Annotated in this window: 14 protein-coding genes; 2 read left to right on the top strand and 12 right to left on the bottom strand. The window is 74.2% G+C overall.

The genetic code is table 11. The features are described from left to right. Window positions 1–88: 88 nt before the first annotated feature. The 4 genes from GXP74_RS05515 to GXP74_RS05500 all read right to left on the bottom strand — a co-directional run bounded on the left by GXP74_RS05515 (window position 89) and on the right by GXP74_RS05500 (window position 3,779). Window positions 89–454: a hypothetical protein gene (locus GXP74_RS05515; RefSeq protein ID WP_182456966.1), complete on the bottom strand. Its 366-nt coding sequence runs from the start codon at window positions 452–454 to the stop codon at window positions 89–91. After that, a complete protein-coding gene (locus tag GXP74_RS05510; protein ID WP_370468375.1) occupies window positions 451–810 on the bottom strand; it encodes a WhiB family transcriptional regulator in 360 nt (119 codons plus the stop codon). Before GXP74_RS05510 ends, GXP74_RS05515 begins: the two co-directional genes overlap by 4 nt. 146 nt (window positions 811–956) lie before the next feature. Then, the gene (locus tag GXP74_RS05505; RefSeq protein WP_182450292.1) at window positions 957–1,307 is read right to left on the bottom strand and encodes a hypothetical protein; all 351 of its coding nucleotides are present in this window, start codon (window positions 1,305–1,307) and stop codon (window positions 957–959) included. A gap of 228 nt (window positions 1,308–1,535) precedes the next feature. Then, on the bottom strand, window positions 1,536–3,779 hold the full coding sequence (locus tag GXP74_RS05500) for an ATP-dependent DNA helicase UvrD2 (RefSeq protein ID WP_182450291.1): 2,244 nt from the start codon (window positions 3,777–3,779) through the stop codon (window positions 1,536–1,538). Window positions 3,780–3,934: 155 nt separating this feature from the next. On the opposite strand from GXP74_RS05500, the gene GXP74_RS05495 reads away from it, so the two are divergent. Continuing rightward, window positions 3,935–4,189, top strand: coding sequence for a mycoredoxin (locus tag GXP74_RS05495; RefSeq protein ID WP_182450290.1), 255 nt, complete (start codon window positions 3,935–3,937; stop codon window positions 4,187–4,189). Between the two features lie 88 nt (window positions 4,190–4,277). On the opposite strand, the gene GXP74_RS05490 is transcribed toward GXP74_RS05495, so the two are convergent. The 6 genes from GXP74_RS05490 to GXP74_RS05465 all read right to left on the bottom strand — a co-directional run bounded on the left by GXP74_RS05490 (window position 4,278) and on the right by GXP74_RS05465 (window position 12,183). Continuing rightward, on the bottom strand, window positions 4,278–5,063 hold the full coding sequence (locus GXP74_RS05490; RefSeq protein ID WP_182450289.1) for a GntR family transcriptional regulator: 786 nt from the start codon (window positions 5,061–5,063) through the stop codon (window positions 4,278–4,280). Window positions 5,064–5,389: 326 nt separating this feature from the next. Continuing rightward, the gene (gene nudC, locus GXP74_RS05485) at window positions 5,390–6,343 is read right to left on the bottom strand and encodes an NAD(+) diphosphatase (protein WP_182450288.1); all 954 of its coding nucleotides are present in this window, start codon (window positions 6,341–6,343) and stop codon (window positions 5,390–5,392) included. Window positions 6,344–6,400: 57 nt separating this feature from the next. Then, complete coding sequence (locus GXP74_RS05480) at window positions 6,401–7,828, bottom strand: M20/M25/M40 family metallo-hydrolase (RefSeq protein ID WP_182450287.1); 1,428 nt, start codon at window positions 7,826–7,828, stop codon at window positions 6,401–6,403. A 106-nt stretch (window positions 7,829–7,934) separates the two neighbouring features. After that, on the bottom strand, window positions 7,935–10,736 hold the full coding sequence (locus tag GXP74_RS05475; protein WP_182450286.1) for an FtsX-like permease family protein: 2,802 nt from the start codon (window positions 10,734–10,736) through the stop codon (window positions 7,935–7,937). Continuing rightward, window positions 10,733–11,533: an ABC transporter ATP-binding protein gene (locus GXP74_RS05470; RefSeq protein WP_182450285.1), complete on the bottom strand. Its 801-nt coding sequence runs from the start codon at window positions 11,531–11,533 to the stop codon at window positions 10,733–10,735. The genes GXP74_RS05475 and GXP74_RS05470 overlap by 4 nt, the downstream gene beginning before the upstream one ends. Next, complete coding sequence (locus tag GXP74_RS05465) at window positions 11,533–12,183, bottom strand: PadR family transcriptional regulator (protein ID WP_182450284.1); 651 nt, start codon at window positions 12,181–12,183, stop codon at window positions 11,533–11,535. The genes GXP74_RS05470 and GXP74_RS05465 overlap by 1 nt, the downstream gene beginning before the upstream one ends. A gap of 83 nt (window positions 12,184–12,266) precedes the next feature. Between GXP74_RS05465 and GXP74_RS05460 the strand changes: the two genes are divergently transcribed. Beyond that, window positions 12,267–13,280, top strand: a complete 1,014-nt coding sequence (locus GXP74_RS05460) for an endonuclease/exonuclease/phosphatase family protein (RefSeq protein WP_225447729.1) — start codon at window positions 12,267–12,269, stop codon at window positions 13,278–13,280. Between the two features lie 27 nt (window positions 13,281–13,307). Here the strand turns inward: GXP74_RS05460 and GXP74_RS05455 are convergent, their stop codons facing one another. Both GXP74_RS05455 and GXP74_RS05450 read right to left on the bottom strand, forming a co-directional pair. Continuing rightward, window positions 13,308–14,453, bottom strand: coding sequence for a PP2C family protein-serine/threonine phosphatase (locus GXP74_RS05455; protein ID WP_182450282.1), 1,146 nt, complete (start codon window positions 14,451–14,453; stop codon window positions 13,308–13,310). A gap of 244 nt (window positions 14,454–14,697) precedes the next feature. Continuing rightward, complete coding sequence (locus GXP74_RS05450) at window positions 14,698–17,964, bottom strand: ATP-dependent DNA helicase (RefSeq protein WP_182450281.1); 3,267 nt, start codon at window positions 17,962–17,964, stop codon at window positions 14,698–14,700. Window positions 17,965–17,979: the final 15 nt, after the last annotated feature.

Raw genomic sequence — 17,979 nt, 5'->3', positions numbered from 1 at the left:
GCGAAGATGACTGCCGAACTGACTGGTGAACTGACTGCCGGATTGACTGCCGGACTGGCTGCCGACTGACAGCCGTGCCTGGGACCGCTTACTGCATGAGGGCGCTGGCGATGGCCCGCCGCGCCCGCAGGGACGCCCGCTCGGCGCGCCGCTTGAGCTGGAAGGCGCGCAGGAGCCGTTCGTGCTCGGCCTCCTGCAGGCGCTGTTGCGTATGGACACGCGCCAGGGCTTCGGGCATGAGTTGCATGTGGTGCCTCCGGGTCTGGGTGCTGGTGTGGGCGGCGGTGCGACGCGCTTCCGCCGTGGTGCTGGAGAGCTGGAACATTTCTGCCTGCTTGTCGGATGTCGGATCGAGGGACGGGTCGTGGGCGAGACGCGCGGCGTGGTCGCTCTTGGCGGTGGCTTCCCGCACGGACCTGCGCAGCGTGTTGGCGGCGGTGACGCGCGGGTTCACGCGACGACCTCGTTCTTGCGGGGACGGCCACGCGGCCGCTTGCGGGCCACCACGACCCCCTGGACGAACAGCTCGCCGCCCCAGACCCCCCAGGGCTCGCGGCGCTCCTGGGCGCCCTGCAGACAGGCGTCCTTCACCGGGCAGGTGCCGCAGAGGGACTTCGCGTACTCCACGTCGGCGGGGGTCTCCGCGAAGAAGACCTCCGGGTCGAGCGAGCGACACGGGATGGGCGCGCCAAGGCTCTCGACCTCGTCGAACGCGGTGATCTGCATGAGGGAAACCTCCGGAGGGTGTGCTTGGTCAAGGGGCGGTACGTACGGGGTGGACGGGGCGAGTGGGCTGATCACGGTCGACACGTTGGTCCTCTTGTCTGCTGGTCGCTGAGCTGTGGCTGGTCTTGTTGTGCGTGGTCCGGCGCTGCCTGGGGCGATGCCCCAGAAAACAGAAGGGCCGCGGATCCCGAGTGGGATTCCGCGGCCCTGGATGCCGACCTGATGCTGGATCAGGTTGGTTGTTTCCAGGGTCCAGGCCCGCGGAAGGCCCACATCGTGTGCTGCTGCTCCGACTGCTTCGTGCCCGCCCGGTGGTTTCCGGCACCTGCTGCCGCATAGCCGAAGCCCAGATTGGCTGCCGCTGCTGCTACAGATGCCGACATCGGTCGCTCGTCGCGAATCGCGGCGAGGCTGCCACCACCGGCAAGGGACAGATCGGCAACGGCCAGATCACTGCCATCGAAACCACCGAAGCCATGGCGGCCGACCAGCCCGGAAACGGGCAGGACGACAGCGGACGCGCCGGGACGGGTGGCGGCAGAGCCGGTCAGGCCAATCGTTTTGATCATGGTCGTCTTCACAATGTCCGCCTCCTTCCGGCGTGCTCGGGACTCGGCGGGCCGAGTCCTTCTGATGGTCAGTTGTCTCAAGCGGTGATACTGGTGATGCGGATCAGGCAGGGTGTTGCGCCCGCGTCAGGAGTGACCCGACGGGGCCGACGGTCTCGTTTCCTTGACCGCCTCCGGCACGCTAGTGCGCTCCGGACTCCCGATGCAAACTATTTTCCCGGGGACTTCCGCAGGGTGTCGCTACTCGTCCCAGAGGTCCGGGATGTCCCCCGGATCCGCCCCCGGGACGAGCCCGGTTTCGGCCTCCGGAGACCGCCCCGCACACAACGACAGCACGGCCGCCCCGTACTTGTCCAGCTTCGCTCGGCCCACACCGGCGATTTTGGACAGGCCGCCGATCGAGCCCGGGGCGTCCTCCGCGATGGCGACCAGGGTGGCGTCGGTGAAGACGCAGTACGCGGGCAGGCCCTGCTCCCGTGCCTGCTCGGCCCGCCAGTCCCGGAGCCGCCCGTACAGCGCCTCGTCCAGCTCCGAGGGACAGCCCTCGCAGCGGCGCAGCTTCCGCTCGACCGCCTCGGTCAGCACCCGCCCGCAGACCCGGCACTTCAGCGGCGAGCGGGCGGCCCGGCGCACCCCCTCGACCGGCGGAGCGCCCCGGCCCCCGGCGCGCGCGGCGCGCAGCGCCGGGGAGCCGGGCCGCAGCCCGTCCAGGAAGCGCGACGGCTGCCGCCCGGCCCTGCCGCCCGGCGAGCGCGCCAGCGCCCAGGAGAGCGAGAGGTGCGCCCGCGCACGGGTCACCCCGACGTAGAGCAGCCGCCGCTCCTCCTCGATCTGCTCGTCGGTCTTGGCGTACGTGATCGGGACCATCCCCTCGGTCAGGCCGACCAGGTACACCGCGTCCCACTCCAGCCCCTTGGCGGAGTGCAGCGAGGCGAGGGTGACGCCCTCGACCGCCGGGGCGTGCTGGGCCGCCGCGCGGGCGTCCAACTCGGCCACGTAGCCGGTCAGGTCGGTGGTCAGCCCGGCCGACCGACGGGCCGCCTCGAACTCCTCGGCCAGCCGCACCAGCGCGGACAGGGACTCCCAGCGCTCGCGCACCGCACCGGACCCGGCCGGGGGCCGCTCGGTGAAGCCCCGGGTCGAGAGCACCGCGCGGACCTGGTCGGCCAGCGCCTCGCGCGCGCCGTCGAGCATCGGGTCGCTGCTGCCGCGCGCCGCCCCGCGCAGCAGCATCCCCGCCTCGCGCACCTCCGGGCGCTCGAAGAAGCGCTCCGCCCCGCGCAGCTGGTACGCGATCCCGACGTCCGCCAGCGCCTGCTCGTAGACCGCCGACTGGCCGTTGACCCGGAACAGCACCGCGATCTCACTGGCCCGGACGCCGGACTCCATCAGCGCGGCGATCCGCTTGGCGGTGCCCTCGGCCTCGGCCGGTTCGTCCGGGTACTCGGCGTAGACCGGCTCCGGGCCGGGTCCGCGCTGGGAGACCAGCTCCAGCCGGTGCGCGGCGGCCTGCCCGCGCGCCTGCGCCAGCAGCCCGTTGGCCAGGTGCACCACCTGCGGGGTGGAGCGGTAGTCGCGGACCAGCTTCACCACCGTGGCGTCGGGGTGCTTCAGCCGGAAGTCCAGCAGGTACGACGGGGTCGCGCCGGTGAAGGAGTAGATCGTCTGGCTGGCGTCGCCGACCACGCACAGGCTGGAGCGCGGGCCGAGCCAGAGGTCGAGCAGCCGCTGCTGGAGCGGCGAGACGTCCTGGTACTCGTCCACCACGAAGTGCTGGTACTGCGCCCTGACCTGCTCGGCGGCGTCGGCCCGGTCCTCCAGCACGCCGACCGTGAGCAGCAGCACGTCCTCGAAGTCGATGACGCCGCAGTCCCGCTTCAGCTCCTCGTAGACCTTGTAGACCTGGCGGACCTCGGCCGGGTCGCGCGGGGCCTCCCGGCCCGCCCGGCGCAGCGCCACCGGGTAGTCCTCGGGGACGGTCTGGGTGACCTTGGCCCACTCGATCTCGCTGGTCAGGTCGCGCAGCTCGGTCCGCTCCAGCCGCAGTCGGCAGCGCGCGGCGGCCTCGGCGACCAGTTGCACCTTGCGTTCCACCAGCCGCGGCAGCTCGCCGCCGACGACCCGGGGCCAGAAGAACTGGAGCTGGCGCAGCGCGGCCGAGTGGAAGGTCCGGGCCTGGACCCCCTCCGCGCCGAGCTCGCGCAGCCGCCCGCGCATCTCCCCCGCCGCGCGGGCGGTGAAGGTGACCGCGAGCACCCGCTGCGGCTGCATCACGCCGCTGCGCACCCCGTAGGCGATGCGGTGGGTGATCGCCCTGGTCTTCCCCGTCCCGGCGCCCGCGAGCACGCACACCGGGCCGTCCAGGGCCGTGGCGACGGCCCGCTGCTCCGGGTCGAGCCCGGCGAGCACGGCGTCGGCGCCGGTGTCCCCCTGGTGGGGGCCGTCACTGGGGAAGGGCTGCGCGCCCGGGAGCTGAACCTGCATGGGTCCATCCTCTCAAGCCGCGCGGACCGCGGGCCCCGGGTTGTCCACAGGCCCGGTGTGCTCATATGCGGCGGCCCGGTCCGGCGCCGGAATGTTCCCCCAGGCCCGGGCGTTCCACGAGTGCTCGCCAGTCGATCCAAGAAGGAGCGAACCCGATGTCCGCCGAGATCACGATGTACAGCACCACCTGGTGCGGCTACTGCAACCGACTCAAGAAGCAGCTGGACCGCGAGGGTATCGGCTACACCGAGATCAACATCGAGCTCGACCCGGCGTCCGCCGACTTCGTGGAGCAGGTCAACAACGGCAACCAGGTCGTCCCAACGGTGCTGGTGGTGCCCGTCGGCGGCGAGCGGGTGGTGATGACCAACCCCAGCCTGGCCCAGGTCAAGCAGGCCGCCGGGGTCTGACCCGGCTCGGCACGGTGCGCGGCGGCGGACCCCCGGCAGCGGCCGGGGGTCCGCCGTTCCCGTGCCCGGCCCCGGTCGGCCCCGCCGCTCACTCCCCGGTGCGCCGACCCAGGGCGTACACCAGGCGGTTGCGGTCGGCGCAGTAGCGGGTCTCGGTGACCCGGATCGGGCCCGCCTCGGTGAAGCCGGTGCGCAGCTGCACCAGCAGCGGGACTCCGGGCCCGGCCTGGAACCACTGGGCCTCCTCCGGGTTCGGCATCCGGGCGGCGAGCTCGTCCACGCAGCCGATCTCCACGTGCCCGGCCCGGCCGAGGGCGACCTCGTCGCCGCCGGTGATCGAGTCCGGGTCCATCAGCGCGGTACCGGCGGCGAGCGCGACCGGGTAGTGGCTCTCCTCGATGGACCAGGGCTCGCCGTCCATGTGCCGCAGCACCCGGCGCAGCACCACCGCCTCCCCCGCCTTGATCCGCAGCCGGTCGGTGATGTCCGCGGTCGCCCTGACGATCAGCATCTGGAAGTCGGCGGACAATTTCCGCCCCGCCCGTTCGGCCTCTTCGGCATATGCCGCCGAGGGCGGGGTGAGCGGAGTGGCTGAACCGCTGTCCGGGGCGGAGCGATATGCGTGGTGATCGAGGATCGGGTGGTCCTTGAGATAGGTGCCCTTTCCCTGGACCCGGATCAGCAGCCCCTCATTGACCAGCACATCAACTGCCAGTCGGACAGTATTACGAGCTACGCCGTACTGGTTTTCGAGTTCGCTTTCGACCGGCAGCGGCTCGCCGCTCTGCCACTCCCCGGCCATGATCCGACGCCGTAGATCCGCAGCCAGCCGCTGGTATTTGGGGGCCTGTCCCGGGCCACGAGAAATGTTCACCCAGCGAATGTAGCCATTTCACCCGCGCTCCAGCAGAGAGAGCAGCCAACATAAGTCAAGATTGGCACAACGCCAACCATTCCCACCACTTGCGTGCTATCCAGAACTATGCCCCGGATGGAGCAACGCCGGACCAGCGCACACCACCGGCCCCGGCCGCACCGGCCCCGGGTCGGCCGGACCGGGCGGGCCGGGCGAAGCCCCTCGGCGCGGCCGATCCCGTCCGCCCTTCGGGTGAACACAGGAGGTGAGGTGCAGGCAGGGCGCGCGGATGAATCCGCGCGCCCTGCGGGGCCGAACCGACCGGGCCGGTGGCCGTCCCGCCGCTACCAGCGGGCGGACTCCGGCAGCGGACCGCCGTACCAGATCTCCACCAGCCTGCGGGCGATGGAGATCCCGGACGGCGGCAGCACCGTCCCGTTGGCCATGCCCTCGGCCAGCTGCTCCCGGCTGAACCAGGCGGCCTCGGACAGCTCCTCGCCGTCGACGGTGATCTCGGTGCCGCCGTCCCGCTCGTCGGCCCTGGCCATGAAGCCCAGCATCAGGCTGGCCGGGAAGGGCCAGGGCTGGCTGGCGACGTAGGCCACCGTGCCCAGGTCGACCCGGACCCCGGCCTCCTCGGCCACCTCGCGGGCGACCGCCTGCTCCAGCGACTCCCCCGGCTCGACGAAACCGGCCAGGGTCGAGTAGCGCCCCTCCGGCCACAGCGCCTGGCGGCCCAGCAGCGCCCGGTCCTGGCCGTCGGTCACCAGCATGATCACCGCCGCGTCGGTGCGCGGGTAGTGCTCGTGCGCGCAGGAGGTGCAGCGGCGCACGTGCCCGGCGGCGGCCGGGACGGTCGGGTGCCCGCAGCGCGAGCAGAAGCGGTGCGAGCGGTGCCAGTTCTGCAGCGCCACCGCGTGCACCAGCAGCCCCGAGTCACGCGCCCCGAGCTGTCCGCCGACCTCGCGCAGACCGGCCGGACGGGCGTCGCCGTCCAGCCGCCCGGGCAGCGTGTCCAGCGAGACCGCGAAGTAGGAGACCCCGCCGGAGTCCGTGCCCAGGAAGTAGCGCTCGCCGTGGTCCGGCGCCTCGAAGCTGGGGAGCAGCACCAGTTCGCTGCCCGCGTCGTTGTCGATCACGAAGGCCTGGGCCTCGGCGACCACCACCACCCGGGTGTCCGGGTGGCTCCAGGCGGCGGCGAGCCACGGCTCGTCCAGCCGGTGCTCCGCCGCGCGGTTCACCCCGGCCCGTGCCAGGGCCAGCGGCGCCGCTCCGGCGAACGCTCCGACCGTGGTCACTGCCTCGTCTGTCGACTCCACTATCACGTTCCCGTCTCCCCCTTCATCGTTGCCCGTTCATGCCTGGTCGAGCGGGTGCCCGGGGGCTCCCCAGTGGTCCGCCAGGTCGGCCCAGAGGTACGCGGCGGTCTCCACGCCCTTAGCCAGCAGGTCAAGTTCGACCTTCTCGTCGATGGAGTGCCAGCCGTCCGACGGAACGGAGATGCCCAGGAACAGCACCGGGGCGTCCAGCACGTCCTGCAGGTCGGCCGCGGGCCCGGAGCCGCCCTCGCGAGTGAACCGGATCTCCTCCCCGAACGCCTGGCCCATGGCGCGGACCAGGGACTGCAGCGCCGGGTGGTCCAGCGGCGTCAGGCAGGGCCGGGTGGCGCCGGGGAAGACGATCTCGTGGCCGATGCCCTCGGGCAGCCGGTCGGCGACCCAGCCGGCCACCGCCTCGCGGATCTTCGCCACCTCCTGCCCGGCGACCAGCCGGAAGGACAGCTTCAGGTGCGCCTCGGCCGGGACGATGGTCTTGCCGCCGGGACCGGTGTAGCCGCCCCAGATGCCGTTGACCTCGGCCGTCGGCCGGGCCCAGGTCCGCTCCAGGGTGCTGAAGCCCGCCTCCCCGAGGGTGGCCCGGGACTTGGCGACGGACAGCCACTGCCGCTCGTCGAAGGGCAGTTCGGCGAAGAGCTCGCGCTCCCGCGCGGTCAGCTCCACCACCCCGTCGTAGAAGCCGGGGATCGCGACCCGCCGGTCCTCCGTGTGCAGGGCGGCGACCAGTCGGGCCGCCTCGGTGGCCGGGTTGGGCACGGCGCCGCCGAAGGAGCCCGAGTGGATGTCCTGGCTGGGGCCGAAGAGGTCGATCTGGCAGTCCACCAGGCCGCGCATGCCGGTGCAGACGGTCGGGGTCCGCTCCGACCACATGCCGGTGTCGGAGATGATCACGACGTCCGCCGCCAGCCGCTCCGCCCGCTCCCGGATCAGCGCGCCGAAGTGCGGCGAGCCGGACTCCTCCTCGCCCTCGACCAGCAGCTTGAGGTTCACCGCGGGCGCGCTGCGGCCGGTCGCCGCCAGGTGCGCGCGCACCCCCAGGGTGTGGAAGAAGACCTGCCCCTTGTCGTCGGCCGCGCCGCGCGCGTACAGCCGACCGTCCACCACCGTGGGCTCGAACGGATCGGTCGCCCAGCCGTCCGCGCGGGCGGCGGGCTGGACGTCGTGGTGCCCGTAGACCAGCACGGTCGGAGCGGCCGGGTCACCCGAGGGCCACTCGGCGAAGACCGCCGGCAGGCCGCCGCCGGGGGTCTCCCAGACCTCCGCGACCGGGAAGCCGGTGGCGCGCAGCGCGCCGGTCAGCCATTCGGCGGAGCGGCGGACCTCCGCCGCCAGCGTCGGGTCGGCCGAGACCGAGCGGATGCGCAGCCAGTCGGAAAGGTCGTCGAGGAAAGCGGCGCGGTGCTCGGCGATGAACTCACGGACCACGCTGTCCGGGGAAGTCGTCATGGGTACGACTCTAGTTCGCACGCCCGACGGCCCCGCACCGTGCCCCGCCCCCGCACCGCGACGGCGGCGGGGGGCGGGGCACGGTGCGGGGCCCGGAGGCGCCCGGTCAGGCGGTGCGCCGGGTGAGCACCGGCCGCGAGCGGGTGAGCCCGGCCGCCAGCAGCCAGGCCAGCAGCGGCAGCCCGAGCACCAGCGCCGCCAGCGTCCCCCAGGGCAGTACCAGCGGATCCGGCGGGGTGACCAGCCGGTACTGCACGGAGGAGGCGAAGAAGGTCCTCCCGGAACCGGCGCTGCGGTACCGCCACAGCGCCCAGGCCGGGACGATCCCGGCCGCCGCGCCCAGCACCGCGCCCATCGCCGCGATCACCGTGCACTGGAAGCCGGACAGCACCCGTCGCACCCGGGGCGCGGCCCCCACCGCCGCCAGCGTGGCCAGGTCCGCCTGCGAGTCGGCGGCGGCCAGGCCGGTGGCGATGGCCGCCGCGCCGATCGCCACCACCGAGGCGGCCAGGGCCAGCCCCAGCGCGATCGCGCTGCTGCTGCTCTGGTAGCCGTGCTCCACCGTGACCGAGGCCCCGGCGGTCACCTGGGCCAGGGCCGCGTTGATCCGCTGCTGCTCGGCGCCGTCGGGGCCGTGCGCGGGATCCCAGATCGAGCCGAAGGGCGCGGTCCGCAGCCCGGCCTGGGCGGCGGCGGTCGCCGACATCAGCACCGGCATCACCCTCGGGTGCGCGGTGACCAGCATCGCGGGCAGGGTGACCGTGGTGGTCGTGAGCCGGTTGTGGTCGCTGTCCTCGGGGGCGGACTGGAGTTGCAGGTCAAGGGTGACCTTGCCGTCGCTGATGTCGTCGGGGTCGCTGACCAGCACCGTCCCCTGGGCCAGGGCCCGGGCGGCGGCCGGGTCGCCGACGCCGAGCGCGGGCAGCGCGGCCGGGTTGACCGCGAGGGCCGACTCGTTGTCGATCGTCCCGCTGCTGAGCACCCGCTGCGAGCAGCGCACGCTCAGCGTCACCGGAGCCGTGTCGGAGCTGTCGGCGGACGCCAGCCCGGTGTCGGGGCAGCCCGGGGTCTTCACCGAGACGCTGCCGCAGGGCCCGGCGCCGTCCCCGAAGCAGTTGCCCCGGAAGTACAGCTGGTAGAGGTCGCCGCGCGGGCCGAGGTCGGTCGCGGCGCGCTGGACGGCGCTGTTCTCCGCCGCGATCCGGGTCGCGCCGTCGGTGCCGCCGAACTGCAGCAGCACCGAGCCGACCGTGCCGTACGGCTGGTAGGCGGCCCGGCCGGAGGCGTCGCTGCTGTTCTGGTAGACGCTGACGGCGACCGCTCCGGCGACCGCCGCCATCACCGCCGCCACCGCCGGAGCGGTCCGGCTCCGGTTGCGGGTGGAGTCGCGCAGCGCCAGCCGGGGAGCCAGCGGCAGCAGCCGGGCCAGTCGGCCGAACAGGCCCACCAGGAACGGGGTGCAGGCGACCACGCCGAGCTCGGCCAGGACCGAGCCGCCGAGGATGGAGACCTCGGCCCGGCCGACGCCGTTGCCGAGCAGGGCCAGCGCGGTGCCGCCGACCACGCCGAGCGCGCCGAGCGCGGTGAGCCACTTCGGCGGCGACTTGACCGTCCCCCGGCCGGTGAGCGAGGCCACCACGTCCTGCCTGGCCGCCTGCACCGCCGGGACCACGGCCGCCAGCAGCCCGGTGACCAGCCCCACCAGCACGATGCCGAGCAGGTCCAGCGGCCGCAGCGCGAAGCTGCCGAAGCGGGATCCGGAGATCGACTCCAGCTCGCCCCGGCCCAGGGCGACCGCGGCCGTCCCGACCACCAGACCGGTCAGCGCACCGGCGCCGCCGAGCACCAGACCGCCGCCGAGGACCACCGCGCGGATGTGCGCGCGGTCACCGCCCCCGGCCGCCATCAGCCCCAACTGGCGCCGGGAGCGCCGGGCGCCGACCGCGAACGCCGGCCCGGCGAGCAGCACGATCTCCAGGAGCGCCATGCCGACCACGGTCGAGAGCACCGCCACCAGGACCGGGTCCGCCCGCATGCCCTGGCTGTCTTCGCGAAACATCACCTCACCGGACGGCGGCGGGTCCCGCAGCACCGCGCGGGAGGTGACGGTGAAGCCCCACTGGTTGGCCCGGAGCACGTCGGCCCAGGTGAAGGCGGCGTTCTGGGGCATCTGCAGCAGCCACTGGGTCGGCACCTCGGCGCCGCGACCGAGGTTCTGGGCCGCGTCCACCGCGTCGAGGTCCTCCGGCCGCAGCACCAGCTGGTCGGTCTTCAGGCTGCCCGGGAACTCCACCGCGGCGGTGATGGTCAGCGGCAGGTGGGTGCCGACCGGGGTGGTGGTCTGGCCGACCCGCAGCCCGGAGTCCGCCAGGAAGGCGGTGGTCGCGGCGATCTGCCCGGGCCCGGTGGGCCAGCTGCCCCGGTCGAGCACCACGATGCCGTGCGTCAGCGGGTCGGCCGCGTCGAAGGCCTGCACCTCGGCCGCCAGCACGCCGTTCGCGGTACTGGTGGTCACCGCGCCGGTGCCCATCGGCAGCAGTCGGACCCCGCTCGGCAGTGCCTGCCGCAGCTGCTCGGCCAGCGGCTCCTTGGCCCGGGCCTGCTCCTGCGCGGTCGGTGACGGCTTGCTGCCGTCGTCGGACGGGACGTCGGAGCCGTCGGCCGGGTTCGGCGCCTGGTTGACCCGCCAGCCGAGCTGACCGGCCGAGATCTCCGCCTGCGCGGTGCCCATCACCCGGGTGGCGGCCTGCGAGACGGTCAGCTTGGTGCTGCGGTAGGTGATGTCGGCTCCGGCCACGCCGACCACCGGAATCGCGATCATGGCGATGACCAGGGCGCTGCGGCCCTTGGCCCGCAGGGCGTCGCGGCGGGCCATCCGCAGGGCCACCCGCCAGGCGCTGAGCTTCACAGGGTGCCCGTCCCGTCCGTCGCGGCGGCGCTGAACAGCGACTCGGCGGAGAGCGGGGCGGACTCGTCGACCAGTCGGCCGTCGCGCAGGAACACCACCCGGTCCGCCCAGGCGGCGTGCCTGGCCTCGTGGGTGACCATGACCGCCGCCGCGCCCGCGTCGCAGCGCCCGCGCAGCACCGCCAGCACCGCCTCGCCGGTGGCCGAGTCCAGCGCGCCGGTGGGCTCGTCGGCCAGTACCAGCCGCCGGTCGCCGATCAGCGCGCGGGCGATGGCCACCCGCTGCTGCTGGCCGCCGGACATCTCGTCGGGGAAGCGGTCGGCGAGCTCGGCGATGCCGATCTCGTCCAGCGCCGCCAGCGCCTCCGTCCGCGCCTTGCGCCCGGACAGGCCGTCCAGCTCGCGGGGCAGCGAGATGTTCTCGGCCGCGGTCAGCGCCGGGATCAGGTTGAAGTCCTGGAAGACGTAGCCGATGGAGCGGCGGCGGACCGCCGCCAGGGCCTTCCGGGACAGCGCCCCCAGCTCCGTTCCCTCGACCACGACCTGCCCGGAGCTGGCGCTGTCGAGCCCTCCGGCGAGGGTCAGCAGCGTCGACTTGCCGGAGCCGCTGGGCCCCATCACCGCGACGAACTCCCCCGGCTGGACGGCCAGGTCGACCTCCCGGAGCGCGTGCACCTCGGCCGCGCCGTGCCCGTGGACCCGGGAGACCGACCGCAACCGCAGCACCGCCTCCCGGGCGGGGGCCCGCCCCGCCGCGTCGTCCTGCGGCCGGTCGGTGTCCCATCCCTGTGTACTCATCAGCTCCTGCTTCCCCTCGGTATCGCCTGTGCTTCCGGCTGCGCGCCCGGGGCCGGCCGCGGCGCCCGGTCGCGGCCCTGGCGCCCGGCCGCCCGTTCCGCGTGGCGGACCAGCCGGGTCTCGCAGTGGTCCAGCCAGCGGACCTCCGCCTCGGCCTGGAAGATCAGCTGGTCCAGGACCAGCAGCCAGGCCAGGTCCTGGCTGTCGTCGGTGCCGTTCCCGTCGGCCGGGGCCTCGGTGGCCGCGAGCGCCCTGGCCTTGAGCCGGGTGTAGTCCTGCAGCGCGCGGATGGTGTGCACCCGCTGGCGCTGCACCACCGCCGAGACGTCCACCCCGGCGACCGTCACCGCCATCGCGAGCTTGATCGCCAGCTCGTCCCGGGGCGGGTTGTCGCGGCGGACCGGGCTGCCGAACCAGCTGCGGAGCTCCTCGCGTCCCTGCTCGGTGATGGCGTAGAAGACGTGGCCCTCACCGTCCTCGCCGTCGGGCCGGACCAGGCCGTCCCGCTCCAGGCGGCCGAGGGTGGTGTAGACCTGGCCGACGTTCAGCGGCCAGGTGGCCCCGGTACGGGCCTCGAACTCGGTTCTGAGCTGGTAGCCGTAGCGGGGACCTGGTTCGAGCAGCGCGAGCAGCCCGTGACGAATCGACATACCGAGTATGTATACCCGGTATGCAGGCGCGGTTCAAGCGCCGATCCGCGCGTCCGGGGCCGCCGACGGACTATGTTCGACGGGTGAGCCAGCTGCGCATCGCGACCTTCAACCTGCTGCACGGCCAGTCCCTGGGCCCGGACGGCCACCCGCTGCCGACCGGACCCGGCACGCCCGCCGGGACCGCCGACCCGGCCGAGACCCTGGCCCAGGCGATCGCCGCGCTGGACGCCGACGTGCTGGCGCTCCAGGAGGTGGACCGCTACCAGCAGCGCTCCGGCCTGGTCGACCAGGCCGCCGTGGCCGCCAAGGCCCTCGGCGCCGCCGAGTGGCGCTTCGCCGCCGCGCTGCACGGCCGACCGGCGCCGGTGGCGGGCTGGATCCCCGAGCCCGGCGGCCTCGGCCTGCGGGTCTACGGCCCGGACGAGGTGGACACCGCCACCGACCTGCCGGCCTACGGCACCGCACTGGTCACCCGGCTGCCGGTGCGGCAGTGGCGGGCCCGGCGGTTCGCCCCGGCCCCGTTCGGCCTGCCGCTGCGGGTGGCCGGACGGCGCGGGCTGACCCCCGTGCCGGACGAGCCGCGCGCGGCGCTGGCGGCGGTGCTGGAGGGCCCGAACGGACCGTTCACCGTGGTCGCCGCGCACCTGTCGTTCGTCCCCGGCTGGAACATGGGCCAGCTCGCCGGCATCCGCCGCTGGATCGCCGACCTGCCCGCGCCCTACCTGCTGCTCGGCGACTTCAACCTGGTCGGCGCGGTGCCCCGGACGGTGCTCGGCGGCGCGGCCGTGGTGGACGGCCTGGGTCGGCGCTCGGCGTACCCGCGCCCGCCCCGGGAGCCCCGGGAGCCCCGGGAGCCCCGGGAGTTCCGGGAGAGCCGGGAGGCCCGGCGCGCGCGGCGCGCCCTGCCCCGGCGCACGCTGCTGCGCGGGTGGCGGGACCTGGCCCGGACGCCCACCTATCCGGCGCACCGCCCGGCCGTCCAGTTCGACCACGTACTGTCGGTCGGCATCCCGCGCGGCGCGGTGCGGGCGACCAGCACCCCGGCCGTGGGCGTGTCCGACCACCGGCCGCTGGTGGTCGACCTCTCGCTCTGACCCGGCGGGCCCGATCCGCCCCCCGGCTCAGCGCTCGGCCGGGGCCCCGCCCCGGGGGCGGCCGACCTTGTGCAGCGCCACATACGCGGTGGAGGCCTCCGGCGGCAGCACCCACGGCTGCGCCAGCGGCTCGTACTGGAGCAGCAGCATCGCCGCGTCGTCGCCGAGCTGGCGGCCGACATGGCGGCGGACGTCCTCGTGCACCCGCTCCAGGAGGTCGGCCGGGTCGTCCGCGACCGCGCACTCCGGCAGCCGGTCGGCCAGCGGGTAGAACACGCCCCAGCTGTCCCTGGCCTCGATCACGCCGTCGGTGTACAGCAGCAGCCGGTCGCCCGCCTCGAACGGGAACCGCAGCACCGGCGGCCGCACCTCGGACGGGTCGAGCACGCCCAGCGGCGGCACCTGCACCTCGGCCTCCAGCAGCAGCGCGATGTCGTCGCCGCGCAGCAGCAGCGGCGCCGGGTGCCCGCAGTTGACCACCTCGGCCACCCCGTCGGTCCGGACGCCGACCAGCACCAGGGTGACGAACTCCTCGTCCACCCCCTCGTGGTCGCTCTCCCGCAGCGCCCGGTCCAGGCTCACCGCCAGCCAGGTGGCCACCTTGTCCAGATCCGGCTCCTGGTGGGCGGCCTCGCGGAAGGCCCCGAGCACGGCGGCGGCGGTCTCCACCGCGCCCAGCCCCTTGCCGCGCACGTCGCCGATCACCGCGCGCACCCCGTAGCGGGTCTGCACCACCTCGTAGAGGTCCCCGCCGATGCTGGCGTGCGCGGCGGCGGCGGCGTAGTGCACCGCCGCCCGGACCGGGCCGATCCGCTCCGGGATGGAGCGCAGCAGTACCCGCTGGGCCACCTCGGAGACCAGCCGGGCGTCCGCCAGCTCCTGCTCCTGCCGGTTCCGCAGCATCACACTGGCCGCGCCGATGGCGCTGATCAGCACGATCGCCACCACGCTGGCCCCGTGCACGGACTGCCCCAGGGTGCCGTCGTGGGCGGAGAGGCCGAAGGCCACGCCCACCGTGATCCCGCCGATCAGGGCCGGGTACCAGGTCTTGTTGCTGACCACCGCCGCCAGCGCGGGCCCCACCGTGAGCGCCGGCTCGAACGTGACCTTCGGGCTGCGGCTGGCGGCGTCGAGCGCCAGCACGAAGACGATCCCGAGGAACGGAAGCGCCAATATCGCTCGGTTCCAGGGGATGCTACGGCGAAACCTTCCGGCGGGACTCAACGTCTTTTCTCCTGCGGGCGCTGTGCTACGGCGATAGGAAGGAAGGCTGGGGATCGGCGAGGGCTGGAACCGCCGGTCACCGGCGGGAACGCCGACGAACCGACAGTGACAGGTTGTCGTTCAGAATTGGACAGGGTATGACTGGTTGGTGCCAATAACATTAGGCACGAAAAGGACATGCTGCACAGTCATTTCACAAAGTTCCCGTGGTATCACCATCCATAGGCCGCTCGTTCGGAGTAATGCCGGTGAGCAGACCTTCCAGTTCCGCCCGGCCCGGCAGCGGCGCGGGACGGACCACCCGCCCGCTGCGGACGTAGAGGAAGGCCGCCGAGACCCGCTCCAGCGGCAGCCCCAGCGACTCCGCCCAGGCCAGCCGGTACACCGCCAGTTGCAGCGGATCGGCGGTCTCCCGCAGGTGGGTCTTCCAGTCGACCACCTCGTAGCTCTCCGGACCGGTGCGGTAGACCGCGTCGATCCGGCCACGCACCACCCGCCCGGCCAGCAGCAGCTGGAACGGCGACTCCACCCGGTGCGGGGTCAGCGCGGCGTACGGGGTGCCCAGGAACGCCTCCTTGAGCCGGGCCAGGTCGCGCTCGTCCTCGACCAGGTCCTCCTCGGCGCCGGGCAGGGCGTCCTCGCCGACCAGCAGCAGCGGCTCGAAGCGGGCCTCCACCCAGTCGTGGAAGCGGGTGCCGCGACGCGCCGCGGGCTGCGGCGGACGCGGCATCGGCCGGGCCAGCTCCCGGGCGAAGCCGTCCGGATCGGCCGCGAGCCGCAGCAGCTGGGAGGCGGACAGCGCGGCGGGCAGCGGGACGTCCCGGCGCCCGGCCCGGGACCGCAGCAGCTCCCCGGTCAGCGCCTCCAGGTCGCGGTCCCAGGAGCCGACCAGCCGCTGCTCCTCCGGGACCAGCTCCGGTTCCCGCGGCTGCTGCTCGCCGCGCAGGCCCGCCAGCACCCGCAGGCCGGCCCGGCGGCGGGCGGCCTGCGCGTCCTGGTCCAGCGGCAGCGGCCAGGGGTGGTCGGCGGTACGGGCCAGCGAGGGGTTCTCCGCGTCCGCCGCCGGGGTCGGCGCCCAGACCTCGATCTCGCCGCCGGTCCCGCGCTCGCAGTGGTCGCGCAGCGCTTCGAGGAACGGCGAGGGCCCGCGCGGGCGCTTCTGCGAGGGGCCCCACCAGTGGCCGGACGCCAGCAGCAGCTCCCGGGGGCGGGTGAAGGCGACGTAGCCGAGGCGCAGCTCCTCGGTGGCGGCGTGCTCCTTCATCTCGGCGGTGAACGCCTTCATCCCGGTCCCGGTCCACGGCGGGGTGCCGGGCAGGGTCGGCGCGTCGCCGCGCAGGTCGTGCGGCAGCACCTCGGGGCGGCTGGTCCAGCGCTCGCGGCCCTTCTCCGCCGGGAAGGCCCCCTTGACCAGGCCGGGCACGGCCACGACGTCCCACTCCAGGCCCTTGGACTTGTGCACGGTGAGCACCTTCACCGTGTCGTCGCCGCCGGGGAGGGTGCTGTCCAGGCCCCGGTCGAACTCCTGGGCCGCGCGCAGGAAGCCGAGGAAGGCCGCCAGCGAGGGGTCGCCGTCGAGGTCGGCGAAGCCCGCCGCGACGTCCAGGAAGGCGTTCAGGGTCTCCTTGCGGCGGGCGGCCAGGGCGTGCGGCGAGGCGGAGAGCTCCACCTCCAGGCCGGTCACCGCGAGCACCCGGTGCAGGACGTCCATCAGCGGCTCGGCCAGCGCCCGGCGCAGGTCCCGGATCTCCGCCGCCAGCTGCGCGAAGCGGGCCCGGGCCTCCGGCGAGACCGGCAGCTCGGGCTCGCCCCGGCTGTCCGGGTGCAGGAAGCTCTCCAGGGCGTCGGCGAGCGAGACCACCTCCGTCGGGTCGGTCCCGGCCACCGCCTCCGCCAGCCGGTCCTGACCGCCGCCGCCGGGCCCGCCGTGCACCCGGACCAGGGCCTGCGCGCGGCGGCCGAGCACCGCCAGGTCGCGCGGGCCGATCCGCCAGCGCGGGCCGATCAGCAGCCGCACCAGCGCCGCGTTGGCCGTCGGGTCCTGCAGCACCTCGCAGGTGGCGACCAGGTCGGCGACCTCGGGCAGGTTCAGCAGCCCGGACAGGCCGACCACCTCGACCGGGACGTCCCGGGCGACCAGGGCGGCGTGCATGTCCGGGAAGAGGTCCCGCCCGGCCCGGCAGAGCACGGCTATCCGGCCCGGGCGGGTGCCGGTGCGGACCAGGTGCGCGATGGAGTCGGCGAGCCAGGCCACCTCCTGGTCGTGGGTGTCGAGCAGGGCGCAGCGCAGGAAGCCCTCGTGCTCCGCCCCCGGCGCCGGGCGCAGCGCCGAGACGCCCTGGTGCAGCTCCCGCAGCGGCGCGGCCAGGCCGTTGGCGAAGTCCAGCAGCCGACCGCCGCTGCGGCGGTTCTCCGAGAGCGAGTAGCGCTCGGCGGGGCTGCCGTCGGCCTGCGGGAAGTGCCTCGGGAAGTCGTCGAGGTTGGCCACCGAGGCCCCGCGCCAGCCGTAGATGGCCTGGCACGGGTCGCCGACGGCGGTCACCGGATGCCCGCCCCCGCCGCCCCCGCCGTCGGTTCCGGCGCCCGTCCCCGCGCCGAAGAGGCCGGACAGCAGCAGCCGCTGGGCGACCGAGGTGTCCTGGTACTCGTCCAGCAGCACCACCCGGAACTGCGCGCGCAGCAGCCGGGCGACCTCGGGGTGCCCCTGGGCCAGCCGGGCGCAGGCCGCTATCTGGTCGCCGAAGTCCATCAGCCCGGCCTCGCTCTTGCGGGCCCGGTAGCGGCCGACCAGGTCCGCGAGCTCGATCCGGGCGGCGGCGGTCCTGGGCACCTTGCGCAGGTCGTCGTTGCTGAGCCGGGCCCGGTCGAGCGCGGCCAGCAGCGCCCGGTCGTACTGCTGCAACCGCTCCGGGACGACCAGGTGCTCGGCGAGTTCGCCGTCCAACGTCAGCAGGCTGTCGATCAGGGTGGAGAAGGAGCCGGTCAGCGCCGGGTAGGGGCCGGGGGCCTGGCGCAGCACCCGGGCCGCGAGCTGGTAGCGGGTGGCGTCGGCGAGCAGCCGGACGTCCGGCTCCAGCCCGATCCGCAGGCCGTGGTCCTTCAGCAGCCGCCCGGCGAAGGCATGGTAGGTGGAGATCTCCGGCTCGCCGAGGACGTCGTCGGCCGCGACCGGGTCCAGATCGACCACCCCGGCCTGGACCAGGGCCTTGCGGACCCTTTCGGCCAGCTCCCCGGCGGCCTTGTTGGTGAAGGTCAGCCCGAGTACCTGCTCGGGTCGGACCTGGCCGGTGCCGACCAGCCAGACCACCCGGGCCGCCATCACCGTGGTCTTGCCCGAGCCCGCGCCCGCGACGATGACCGCGGGGGCGAGCGGCGCGGTGATCGCGCGCGTCTGCTCCGCGGTGAACGGGATGCCGAGGAGCTGCCTGAGCTGCTCCGGGCTGGTGATGGCTGGGCTCACCCGGGAAACGCTAGC

Source organism: Streptacidiphilus sp. P02-A3a, from assembly GCF_014084105.1.
Lineage (GTDB): Bacteria > Actinomycetota > Actinomycetes > Streptomycetales > Streptomycetaceae > Streptacidiphilus.
This window is presented reverse-complemented; position numbering and strand designations above follow the sequence as displayed.